This is a genomic window from Nocardia sp. NPDC059154 (genome assembly GCF_042755705.1).
Lineage (GTDB): Bacteria > Actinomycetota > Actinomycetes > Mycobacteriales > Mycobacteriaceae > Nocardia.
Genome location: NZ_JBHZCS010000027.1, coordinates 114,871 through 126,580, shown reverse-complemented (window position 1 = coordinate 126,580; position 11,710 = coordinate 114,871). Strand labels below are relative to the sequence as shown.

Here is an 11,710-nt window from a genome sequence, read left to right as displayed (position 1 = left end):
CGATCAGGCACAGGATCCGCATCCAGGCGCCCGTGGTCGGCCAGTACCTCATGCCGAAACCGAGCAGGGCCTCCAGCACAACGGTCAGCGCCCCCAAGCCCACGGCGCGCAACACCCACGCATTCATGACGATCACCTTAACCTGCGCGGCCGCCCGGCCGAACCGAATGAATTGAAACTTGTTCCAGAACCATAGCCGGAGCGGGGCCGCGGGACACAGCCGGGCCCGGCACGCTGCTACAAAGACAGCGTGAGCATCGAAGCCGTCGCCCTGCTTCAGGATCCGATCCGCAAGCGGCTCTACGACTATGTCGCGGCCGCCGGCCACGACGTGAGCCGGGACGAAGCGGCCGCGGCCGTCGAGATCAAACGGCCGCTGGCCGCCTTCCATCTCGACAAGCTCACCGAGGCGGGACTGCTGGACGCGGTGTTCCGCCGCCCGGAAGGCCGCACCGGGCCCGGTTCGGGCCGGCCCGCCAAGTTCTATCGCCGCGCCGACGCGGAGTTCGCGATCACGCTGCCGGCCCGCGACTATCGCACGGCCGCAACGATTCTCGCCGAGGTGGTCGAGCACGAGGGCTTCGAGGACGCCATCGCGAAGGCCGCCGCCGCGCACGGGCCGGCCCTCGCGGGCCGCGACCTGTTCGAGGCGCTGGGTGAGCGCGGCTACGAGCCCTATCTCGACGGCGACGCGATCCGCCTGCGCAACTGTCCCTTTCACCGCCTCGCCGTGGACTTCCCGCCGCTGGTCTGCGGCATGAATCTGGCGTTGCTGGCGGGTCCGGCGGCCGAGGCCGGCTGGACCGCGCGGATGGATCCGGCGCCGGGCAGATGCTGCGTAAGTTTCTCTAAAACCAATGCCGACTAGTTATAGTCGAGAAATGCACCTCGCACAGCTGAACATCGGGCGCATGGTCGCCCCCGAAGGCGATCCCCGGGTCGCCGAATTCTTCTCGGCCCTCGACGAGATCAATGCCGTCGCCGAATCCTCCCCCGGCTTCGTCTGGCGCATGGTGGACGGCGAATCCAACAACGCCACCTCCCTGCGCCCGTACCACGGTGAGCCGGACATGCTGGTGAACATGAGCGTGTGGGAATCGCGGGAAGCGTTGTTCGACTACGTCTATCGCAGCGGCCACATGGACTACGTGCGCCGCCGCCGGGAATGGTTCACCCCGCTGCGCGAGGTCTTCACGGTGCTGTGGTGGGTGCCGGAGGGCATGCTGCCCACGCTCGCCGACGCCATGGCGCGACTGGACCACCTGCGTGAGAACGGGCCGACGCCTTACGCTTTCACCTTCCGGCAGGCCTTCGAACCGGAAACGGCCGCGGAAATATCCGCGGCCGTCCTCGATTAGCGGATCACATCCGTGATCAGTCCCGCAGTGCCGCAGCCATTTCGGCGCGCGGGGCGGGCTTGCCGGTGAACTGCTCGACCTGCCCGTAGGCCTGGTTGAGCAGCATCTCCAGGCCGCTGACCACGGTATTGCCCGCGCGGGCAACCGCTTCCGCGAGCGGCGTGGGCCACGGGTTGTAGATGGCGTCGAGCACCACCGGGGCCGCCGCCACCGAATCCGCCACGGCCGCGGCCGCCGCGGCGGGCACGGTGCTGACGACGGCGTCCACGTCGGAACAGACGAACAGCAGGCCCTCGGGGTCGAAATCGAGCACCTCGGCCGACATGCCCAGCTGCTCGGCCAGTTCCAGGGTCCCGGCGGCGCGGCCGCGATCGCGGGCCACGATGGTGACGGTGTGCGCGCCCAGGTCGGACAGCGCCAGCAGGGCCGGGCGGGCGGTGCCGCCCGCGCCCAGCACGACGGCGCGGGAGATCTCCTGCACGCCGGCGCCTCCCAGCGCGCCGCGCACACCGTCCACGTCGGTGCAGTCCGCACGCCAGCCGGAATCGGTGCGCACCAGGGTGTTCGCCGAGCCGACCAGGACCGCGCGCTCGGTGCGCTCGTCGGCGTAGCCGAGCGCGGCGACCTTGCCCGGCATCGTCACCGACAGCCCGACCCATTCCGGTCCGAGCCCGTCCACCAGGCCGGGCAGCTGCTCGGCGGTGCACTCGATGCGCTCGTAGCTCCAGTCCAGGCCCAGCGCCCGGTAGGCCGCCAGATGCAGTTGCGGCGACCGGGAATGCGAGATCGGGCTGCCGAGCACGGCGGCCTTCCGGCTAGCGTCCACTGTCGAGAATTCCACTCTGCCTGGCCTTTTCGATATTGCGCAGGTGCTCCTGATAGCTGTCGGTGAACAACGTGGTGCCCTGCTTGTCGACGGTCACGAAGTACAGCCACGGGCCGGGCGCCGGATTCTCCATGGCGCGCATGGCATCCAGCGACGGCGCGGAGATCGGCGTGGCGGGCAGACCGGCCATGGCGTAGGTGTTCCACGGGGTCTTGTGCGCACGGTCGGAGTCGGTGGTGGCGACCTCGGTCTTGTCGAGGGTGTAGTTGACGGTCGAGTCGAACTGCAGCGGCTGCTGGGCGGCGAGCCGGTTCACGATGACCCGCGCCACCTTCGACATGTCCTGCGGCAGCGCCTCCCGCTCCACCAGCGACGCCGCGATCAGCGTGTCGTAGGGGCTCAGGCCGTTCGCCGCGCCGGACTGCGCCACCCCGGTGGCGTCATAGCTCGCCGCGCTCGCGCTCACCAGCTGCTTGAGGATGTCCAGCGCGTTGGCGCTGGGGTCGAAATCCCAGGTGCCACCGGCGATCAGGCCCTCGAGCTGGCGGGAACGGTCCGGCACCGACCGCACCCGGTCCAGCGCCCACGCCGGCACGCCCAGCGCGGCCGGATCGGCGGTGGCCCCGGCCTGGTCGAGCTGCTCGTAGGTGACGCACTTGGCGGCCGTGCCGGTGCCGACGCAGCTGGCCTCGGCGATCTTGCGGTAGATGCCGTCCTTGCGCGCGCCGGTGGTGACGTCGCTGGAGTCGTGCAGCTGACGGCCCTCGGAGATGACCACATTGCCGACCCGGGCCTCCTTGCTGAACAGCGCGGTCACCGCTTCGGAGCCCTTGCTGTGGCCCGCAATGGCGTAGTAGCCGGGCTGGATGGAGTTCATGTTCGTATTGCGCACGGCCGCTTCGTAGAACGCGCCGCTGCTGGCCACCACGCCCTTGTCGGCCATGGTCTGCGCGATCTGTGTGGCGGTGTCACCCGGCTTGATCTGGATGACGACCAGCGGGCCCTGCGGGCCCGAGAAGTCGGGGGGCGGGCTCAGCTTGCCGACGAACTTCCAGCCCGCGAATCCGACTGCGCCGACGAACAATACGGCGAACACACCCGCGATGACGAACAGATTGCGGCGGCGCCGCTTGCGCTCGGCCGCCTTCCGCGACGCCATCCGGGATCGCTTGGGGCGCTGGCTGCCCCGCGACCCCGCGCGCGACTGCGATCGGGTGGCCCGGCGGCCCGGCTCGGCGCGCTGGCCCCGGTCGCCGCGGCGGCCGCGCTCGGAGCGCTGGGGCGCGCTGCGACGCGGGGGTTCCGGCTCGTGCTGGGGCTCCTCGTCGTACTCCTCGCCCTGGTAGTGCTCGTCGTCGTAACGCTCATCCTCGTAGCGGGGAATGACGGTGGTGTCGTCTTCGTAATCGTCCGCTTCGGACCAATCCAGATCGTCGCGGCGGTAACGCCGTTCGGCGTTCTGGCGGTAGCGTTCCTCGGCCCGCGTCCAGCGGTCGGTCATGCGTCATCACCGCGCGGCTTCAAAAGGGCACTCCGTTCGTCCAACCATCCTTGCAGGATCGACACGGCGGCGGCCTGATCGATGACCTGCCGCTGCCCGCGTGCGCGAACTCCACTGTCTCGCAACGCACGTGCAGCAGACACCGTAGTCAAACGTTCGTCGGAAAGTCGCACCGGCACCGGCGCGATCAGGGCCCGCAAACGCCCCGCGAAGGTGGCCGCCAGCTTAGCCGACGCGCCGCTCTCCCCGCGCAATGTGCGCGGCAGGCCGACGATCACCTCGACGGCCTCGTACTCCCGCACAATGTCGGCAATTCTGGATAGATCGGAGGCGAGGGTGCCGGGCGCGACCTTCTTCGCGCGCGGCACCGTCTCGACCGGGGTGGCCAGCAACCCGTCCGGATCGCTGGAGGCGACACCGATGCGCACCGACCCCACGTCGATGCCGATACGCCGGCCGCGGCCCGGGTCCCGTTCCGGGGAGGGCCGCTCCGACGCGAAGCCCCGCGCGCCGGCCGAGACCCCGGAGGCCTCGGTCGGCGTGCGAGCAAATCCGGAGGAATGTCCCGAATCCGGCCGCGCCGGGTCTGCCTCGGGTACGGGCCGGGTCCCGTCTGCGGGACCCGGCGTGTCAGATGTGTCCGCGTCGCCCATTTATCCGGCGAGCTCGGCGACCCGCGCACGTAGGGCGGCCAGACCCGCCTCGATGCCCGACGGGTCCGAACCCGCGCCCTGGGCCATCTCGGGCTTGCCACCGCCCCGGCCGGAGATGGCCGGACCGAAGGCGGAAACCAGGTCCCCGGCCTTGACGCCGAGATCCTGCGCGGCCTTGGTGACCGCGGCGACGAACGGCACCTTGCCGTCGGCATGGCCGAGCAGCACCACGATGGCGGGCTCGGAACCGAAGCGGCCCTTGATGTCCTGCACCAGGGTGCGCAGATCGCCCGCGCCCACGCCCGCGGGCGCGACGGCGGCGACCAGCAGCACCTTGCCGACCCGCTGGGCCTGCTCGACGAAGGTGCCCGCGCTCGACAGCACGGCCGCCATCTTGGTGCGCTCCAGCTCCTTCTCGGCGGTCTTGAGCCGCTCGACCAGCTGCTCGACGCGCCCCGGCACATCCTCCGAGGGCACCTTCAGCGACGAGGCGACACCGGCCAGCAGCGCCCGCTCCTTGGCCAGGTATTTGTAGGAGTCCAGGCCCACGAAGGCTTCCACGCGGCGGATGCCGGAACCGACCGACGACTCGCCGAGCACGGTGATCGGGCCGATCTGCGAGGAGTGCTGCACGTGGGTGCCACCGCAGAGCTCCATGGAGAACGGTCCGCCGATCTCCACGACCCGCACCTCGTCGCCGTAGTTCTCGCCGAACAGGGCCATGGCGCCCATCTTCTTGGCGGAGGTCAGGTCGGTGACGAAGGTGTTGACCTGGAAGTCGTCGGCCACCGCGTCATTGGAGACGGCCTCGATATCGGCCTTCTGCTGCTCGGACAGCGCGCCCTGCCAGTTGAAGTCGAAGCGCAGGTAGCCCGGCTTGTTGAGCGAGCCGGCCTGAACCGCGTTGGGGCCCAGCACCTGTCGCAGCGCGGCATGCACCATGTGGGTGCCCGAGTGGCCCTGGGTGGCGCCACGCCGCCAGGACGGATCGACCTGGGCCAGCACGGTGTCGCCCTCGGTGAGCTGACCGGCCTCGACGGTGGACTTGTGCACCCACACCTTCTTGGCGATCTTCTGCACGTCGTTGACCTTCACCTTGAGGCCGTGCGACGAGACCAGCGACCCGCGGTCGGCGATCTGGCCACCGGACTCGGCATAGAGCGGGCTGCGGTCCAGGATCACCTCGACGTCCTGCCCGGCCTCGGCGACCGGCACCCGGACGCCGTCCTTGATCAGGGCCAGCACCGTCGCCTCGGTGGACAGTTCGTCGAAGCCGGTGAACTCGGTCGCGCCGCGGTCCACGAACTCCTTGTAGACGGTGAGGTCGGCGTGCGCGTGCTTGCGCGAGAGCGCGTCCTCCTTGGCCCGCTTGCGCTGCTCGGCCATGAGCGCGCGGAAGCCCTCCTCGTCGACCTGCAGGCCGGCCTCGGAAGCCATCTCGAGGGTCAGGTCGATCGGGAAACCGTAGGTGTCGTGCAGGGTGAACGCGTCGGTGCCGCTGATCTTCTTGCTGCCCTGGGCCTTCACCTCGTCGACGGTCTCGTCGAACAGCTTGGTGCCGGTGCTCAGGGTCTTGAGGAACGCGGCCTCCTCGCCGACGGCGACCGTTTCGATGCGCTTGAAGTCGGTGGTGAGTTCCGGATAGGACGGCGACATCAGGTCGGCGACGACCTTGATGAACGCACCCATCACCGGCTGCTCGGCGCCCAGCAGGCGGGCCGAGCGCACGATGCGGCGCAGCAGGCGCCGCAGCACGTAGCCACGGCCGTCGTTGCCGGGGTTCACGCCGTCGCCGATCAGCATGGCCGCGGTGCGGGCGTGGTCGGCGATGACGCGGAAGCGCACGTCGTCGGCGTGCTCGACACCGTAGGAGCGGCCGGTCAGCTCCTCGGCCTTGTTGATGATCGGGCGCAGCAGATCGGTCTCGTAGACATTGTCGACACCCTGCAGCAGGAACGCGACACGCTCGATGCCCATGCCGGTGTCGATGTTCTTCTTGGGCAGCGGGCCCAGGATCTCGAAATCGTCCTTGCCGCGCCCGGCGCCGCGCTCGTTCTGCATGAACACGAGGTTCCAGATTTCGAGGTAGCGGTCCTCGTCGGCCTCGGGGCCGCCCTCGACGCCGTACTCGGGGCCGCGGTCGAAGTAGATCTCCGAGCACGGGCCGCACGGGCCGGGGATGCCCATGGACCAGTAGTTGTCGGCCATGCCGCGGCGCTGGATCCGCTCGTCCGGCACGCCCAGCTCACGCCAGATCTGCTCGGCCTCGTCGTCGTCGAGATACACGGTGACCCAGAGCTTTTCCGGATCGAAGCCGTAGCCGCCGTCCTCGACGGGGTTGGTGAGCAGCGACCAGGCCAGCTCCATGGCCCCGCGCTTGAAGTAGTCGCCGAAGGAGAAGTTGCCCGCCATCTGGAAGAAGGTGTTGTGGCGGGTGGTGACGCCGACGTTCTCGATATCGCCGGTGCGGACGCACTTCTGCACACTGGTCGCGGTGTCGAAGGGCGGGGTCTGCTGACCGAGGAAATACGGCACGAACTGGACCATGCCTGCGTTGACGAACAGCAGGTTGGGGTCGGCCAGGATCAGCGAGGCACTCGGTACCTCGGTATGTCCGGCCTTTACGAAATGCTCCAGGAAGCGCCGTCGAATCTCGTGGGTCTGCACAACCATCCAGCCTACCGGTCCGAGTCCAGGGAGTTTCCACCCACCACCGGGCGATAGCTACCATCGCCGGGGTGACTGTGATCCCGGACCCATCCCAGCGCTTCCCCCTCCCCCACGCGCGCCGCACCGTCTTCCTGAAACCGCACGTCACCTCGCCGAACATCGAGGTCGGCGACTTCAGCTACTTCGACGATCCGGACGCGGCGACCGCCTTCGAGACCAACAATGTGCTCTACGCCTTCGGCCCCGAGAAGCTGATCATCGGCAAATACTGCGCCATCGCGAGCAACACCCGCTTCATCATGGCCGGCGCCAACCATGCCACCTCGGGCGTGTCGACCTTCCCGTTCACCATCTTCGGCGGCACCTGGGCCGAGGAGACGATGGACATCATCACCTCGATTCCGTCCAAGGGCGACACCGTGGTCGGCAACGACGTGTGGATCGGCTACAACTCGCTGATCATGCCGGGCGTGCACATCGGCGACGGCGCGATCATCGCCACCGGCGCCGTCGTGACCTCCGACGTGCCGCCGTACACGATCGTCGGCGGCAACCCGGCGCAGGTGGTCAAGCAGCGTTTCCCGGACCAGGACGTGGCGCGCCTGCTGCGCGCCGCCTGGTGGAACTGGCCGCTCGAACTGGTCACCGAGCACGTGCGCGTGATCATGGCCGGCGCCCCCGCCGACATCGAACGCATCGCCATCCACGAGGGACTGCTGGCGGACTGACCAGCGCCGCAAGCGCATTCGCGGCGCGCCGAGCGACTGTTTCCGGCAGTCGCTGCAATTCGGCGCGGGCCGCATCTGCGCACTCGGCGCTATTACTCGGCGCTATTTACCCCGCACGATGCGGCGCAGTTTGGTGACGCGAGGACCGACTTCACGTTCATAACCGTGATCGGTCGGCTGGTAGTAGTCGACGCCGACCAGTTCGTCCGGTGGATATTGCTGGGAGAGAACACCGTCCGGGTGGTCATGCGGGTACTTGTAGCCCTGGGCGTTGCCGAGGGCGGCGGCGCCGGCGTAGTGGCCGTCGCGCAGGTGGGCGGGCACCGCGCCCGCCTTGCCCGCGCGCACGTCGGCAATGGCGGCCGCGAGGCCCTTGACCACCCCGCCCGACTTCGGGGCCGTGGCGATGTGAATCGTGGCCTGGGTCAACGCCAATTGGGCCTCCGGCATACCGACCAGCTGGACGACCTGGGCGGCCGCGACCGCGGTCTGCAGGGCGGTGGGGTCGGCCATGCCGACCTCCTCGCTGGCCTGGATCATCAAGCGGCGGGCGATGAATCGCGGATCCTCGCCCGCGCTGATCATGCGGGCCAGGTAGTGCAGCGCGGCATCGACATCGGAGCCGCGCAGGGATTTGATGAAGGCGCTGATGACGTCGTAGTGCTGGTCGCCGGCGCGGTCGTAGCGCACCGCCGCCTTGTCGACGCTGGCCTCGACCAACTCCACATCGACGGTGCCGTCCAGGGAGGATTCGGCCGACGCCTCCAACGCGGTGAGCGAACGCCGCGCGTCACCGCCCGCGATCCGCACGATGTGGTCGAGCGCCGCGTCCGTGACCGTGTACTCCCCCGCCAGCCCGCGCGGGTCGGCGATGGCCCGGGTCAGCACCGTACGGATGTCGGCCTCCGACAAGGACTGCAGCTGCAGCACCAGCGAGCGGGACAGCAGCGGCGACACCACCGAGAACGACGGATTCTCCGTGGTCGCCGCGACCAGCAGCACGATCCGGTTCTCCACCGCCGCCAGCAGCGCGTCCTGCTGGGTCTTCGAAAACCGGTGCACCTCATCGATGAACAGCACGGTCTGTTCACCCACGGTGAGGCGGCGGCGGGCCAGATCGATGACCGCCCGCACCTCCTTCACGCCCGCCGACAGCGCCGACAGCGCTTCGAACCGCCGTCCGGTGGCCTGCGACAGCAGCGAGGCGAGGGTGGTCTTGCCCGTCCCGGGCGGTCCGTACAACAGCACCGAAGCCGCCCCGGACCCTTCGATCAGCCGCCGCAGCGGCGACCCGGGCCCGAGCAGATGCTGCTGCCCGACCACCTCGTCGAGGGTGCGCGGTCGCATCCGCACGGCCAGCGGCGCGAATCGGTCGTCTCCGCTGGGAATGCGCGCGGCCCCCGCCTCGAAGTCGTCGACTACGGCCTGCGTCCCCGGCGCATCGAACAGCCCATCACTCACGCCCCAGACCCTACCGACCGGCTCCGACACACTCGCCGACCACGACGCCACCCCCGGACAGCGCGGAGGATCACTCCTCCCAGTGCTCTTCCAGCGTGGCCGAGACATGTTCGGCGAAGTCGCCCAGGGTGTCGTCGCCGGTGCAGCGGGCGTCCTCGGCGAGGGCGGCCCAGCGGTTGATGAGGGCGGCCGAACGCGGGATGGACAGACCGTGCTCGCGGGCAGCGGCGATGCGGGCGTGGTCGGCGGGCAGGAACCAGTAGGTGGACAGCCACACCCAGATGAGCCGCGCCTCGAGGATGCGCTCGGCGAGCACCTCGTCATCGGCGAGGGCCGGCCACACCGCCACCACCTCGGAGCGCCACGCCTCCACCATCTGGCGTGCGCGTTCGCGCGACAGCTCGAAATCGCACAGGCAGCCCGGGAAGGAGACCAGAGCATAGGCGATGTCGAGGGTGGCGTCGCGGAAGCCGCCCCACTCGTAGTCCAGGAACCGCGCGCCCTCGTCATTGAGGATGACATTGTCGGGGCACAGGTCCGAGGGGCTGAAGGCGCGGTAGCGCCCGGCGGAGAAGAGCCGGTTGCCGCGCACGATGCGCTCGGCGATCTCGCCCGGCACCTCGATGCCCAGCTCGCGCTGCAACATGATCGGCACCTCGGCGACCGCGGATTCGGCTTGCTGTGCAATGCCGTCCACGCGGTGCACCACATCGACGCGCCGCAGCAGCGCCACGAAGTCCGCCTCGCGGCCCACGGTCGCGGCGTGCATGCGGCCCAGTGCCTGAGCGAATGCCATGAGCGCGTTGCGCCCGCCCGGTTCCACGCCGGACTGCAGGACCGCGGTCAGGGAGGTGTTCTCACCGAGGTCGCTGAGTATGAGCAGGCGGTCCGGCAGGCTGTAGCCGAGCAGGTAGGCGCCGGGCCGGTGGTCACGGCCGAGGGCGGTGGTGAATTGGTAGGAGACCGCCTCGCGCAGGAATGCGGAGTCGATGCTGGCGACACCGGGAGCCATGCCGCCGGTGCGCCGCTGCGTCGCCGTGCCCGCTACCTGCTTCACAATCAGTGTGCGAGGTAGCGAAAAGGCGTTCTCTGCAACGCGGACACGGAGTACCGTCGTCCTACCACTGCCGCTGAGTTCCAGCGGATCGCTCAGCTTTACCGGAGCACCCATTCGCTTCGTGAGCAACTGTTGTGCCGCGGACACGACTTCGGCGGCGCGTTCGGCCAATAGTGCGGTCATCGGAACCCAAGTTACTCCCGTCAGGTCACTTTCAGCGAGCGGTTGCGCAACCTTTCGCGCGTCGGACGGCGTGTCTTTGTGATGGGTTTGCCCACGCGGCGCTGGTTGCTTGACACAACCAGGACCGTCTAGTTGTCTCATGGTCACTTGCTGTGCGCCACACCGTAAACCGGGAAATGTGAAAGGCTTGCGACCATGACTGGCACGCCGCCCTCAGCACCGTACGAGCCCTCCGGCGACCGACCCGTCGCAGGGGGCGGCGAGCAGTATCCGTCCCACGCCGGGCAGCACCAAAACCCCGAGCCCGCACCGGTTTCCGGCGCGCCCGAGCCGGGCCCCGTGCCCGGCCGCCACCAGCTGCCCGGCCTCGCCGGGTACCCGCAATTCGACGGCCCCGGCGCCGCGCAGTACGGCAGCGAGCCCGTGGAACCCCCGCCGGCCTTCACCCCGCAGCCGGGCGCGCCGCAGCCGCCGGCCGGCTACGGCCCCGGCACGCCGCAGCAGTTGCCGCCGGCAGGCATGCCGCCCGGCGCGAATCCGCCTCCACCGGGCGGATTCCCGCCGGGTGCGATGCCGCCGCCCGCCGAGCCGGCGCCGAAACAGGGCTATACACCCCAGCGCGAGACCCTCGACGTCGCCGCGGCCCTCACCTACGGGTGGAATCGGTTCCGGCTCAATCCCATTCCCTGGGTGGGCATGGTACTGATCGGCATGATCGCCTGGCTGGTGGTCACCCTGCTGGTGAATATGGTTGACGTGCAGTCGCTGTCGGCCGTCGTCCTGCTGTTCGCGGTGGCGTCGCTGGTGGTGTGGCTGCTGCAGGCCGCCATGATCCGCGGCGCACTGTACGAAACCGACGGGACACCACCGGATTTCCCGGCCTTCTTCGGCTTCGTGAATGCCGGGAATGTGCTGATCACCGCGCTTATCGTGTTCGCGCTGTGCCTCGTGGCCTCGATCGCGTGCGTGTTCCCGGCGATCATCGTGGGCGTGCTGTGCATGTTCGCGCTGCACTTCGTGATCGACCAGGACCAGAACCCGATCGCCGCAATCCAATCCAGCGTGCGGCTGGTGATCGCCAATGCCCTGCAGGTGACCCTGCTGGCGCTGGGGGTGCTGATCATGACCGTGATCGGCACGCTGCTGTGCGGGTTGGGCCTGCTGGTGGCCGGACCGGTCACCGCCATCGCCACCACCTACGCCTACCGCTCGCTGACCAACGGACTGGTTGTCTGAGCTCGATCCGCCCGCACGCGCGTGCCGCTGTCGACGA

The 11,710-nt window shown here is 69.2% G+C and carries 10 protein-coding genes; 4 read left to right on the top strand and 6 right to left on the bottom strand.

The genetic code is table 11. The features are described 5' to 3' along the window. Positions 1-250 precede the first annotated feature (250 nt). Together ACFXN1_RS23760 and ACFXN1_RS23755 are read left to right on the top strand one after the other, a co-directional pair. Positions 251-868, top strand: coding sequence for a helix-turn-helix transcriptional regulator (locus tag ACFXN1_RS23760; RefSeq protein WP_379443139.1), 618 nt, complete (start codon positions 251-253; stop codon positions 866-868). A gap of 13 nt (positions 869-881) precedes the next feature. Next, positions 882-1,358, top strand: coding sequence for a DUF3291 domain-containing protein (locus ACFXN1_RS23755; RefSeq protein ID WP_379394990.1), 477 nt, complete (start codon positions 882-884; stop codon positions 1,356-1,358). 16 nt (positions 1,359-1,374) lie between these two features. Here the strand turns inward: ACFXN1_RS23755 and ACFXN1_RS23750 are convergent, their stop codons facing one another. From ACFXN1_RS23750 to alaS, 4 genes are all read right to left on the bottom strand, one after another. Next, on the bottom strand, positions 1,375-2,184 hold the full coding sequence (locus ACFXN1_RS23750; protein ID WP_379443138.1) for a shikimate dehydrogenase: 810 nt from the start codon (positions 2,182-2,184) through the stop codon (positions 1,375-1,377). Continuing rightward, complete coding sequence (gene mltG, locus ACFXN1_RS23745) at positions 2,174-3,685, bottom strand: endolytic transglycosylase MltG (RefSeq protein ID WP_379443137.1); 1,512 nt, start codon at positions 3,683-3,685, stop codon at positions 2,174-2,176. Before mltG ends, ACFXN1_RS23750 begins: the two co-directional genes overlap by 11 nt. Next, positions 3,682-4,134 carry a Holliday junction resolvase RuvX gene (ruvX, locus tag ACFXN1_RS23740; RefSeq protein ID WP_379443143.1) on the bottom strand — a complete coding sequence of 151 codons (453 nt, stop codon included), beginning with the start codon at positions 4,132-4,134 and terminating at the stop codon, positions 3,682-3,684. The genes mltG and ruvX overlap by 4 nt, the downstream gene beginning before the upstream one ends. 204 nt (positions 4,135-4,338) lie before the next feature. Next, positions 4,339-7,005 (bottom strand): alanine--tRNA ligase, encoded by a 2,667-nt coding sequence (alaS, locus tag ACFXN1_RS23735; protein WP_379443142.1) that lies wholly within the window; start codon positions 7,003-7,005, stop codon positions 4,339-4,341. Between the two features lie 71 nt (positions 7,006-7,076). On the opposite strand from alaS, the gene ACFXN1_RS23730 reads away from it, so the two are divergent. Next, positions 7,077-7,736, top strand: coding sequence for a CatB-related O-acetyltransferase (locus tag ACFXN1_RS23730; RefSeq protein WP_379394996.1), 660 nt, complete (start codon positions 7,077-7,079; stop codon positions 7,734-7,736). Positions 7,737-7,838: 102 nt separating this feature from the next. Here ACFXN1_RS23730 and ACFXN1_RS23725 read toward each other — a convergent pair whose 3' ends face one another. Together ACFXN1_RS23725 and ACFXN1_RS23720 are read right to left on the bottom strand one after the other, a co-directional pair. Then, positions 7,839-9,197, bottom strand: a complete 1,359-nt coding sequence (locus ACFXN1_RS23725; protein ID WP_379443136.1) for a replication-associated recombination protein A — start codon at positions 9,195-9,197, stop codon at positions 7,839-7,841. Positions 9,198-9,267: 70 nt separating this feature from the next. Further along, positions 9,268-10,437 carry a phosphotransferase family protein gene (locus ACFXN1_RS23720; protein ID WP_379443134.1) on the bottom strand — a complete coding sequence of 390 codons (1,170 nt, stop codon included), beginning with the start codon at positions 10,435-10,437 and terminating at the stop codon, positions 9,268-9,270. Positions 10,438-10,632: 195 nt separating this feature from the next. On the opposite strand from ACFXN1_RS23720, the gene ACFXN1_RS23715 reads away from it, so the two are divergent. Further along, entirely contained in the window at positions 10,633-11,673 is a 1,041-nt protein-coding gene (locus tag ACFXN1_RS23715) for a hypothetical protein (protein WP_379443133.1), read from the top strand. Positions 11,674-11,710 lie beyond the last annotated feature (37 nt).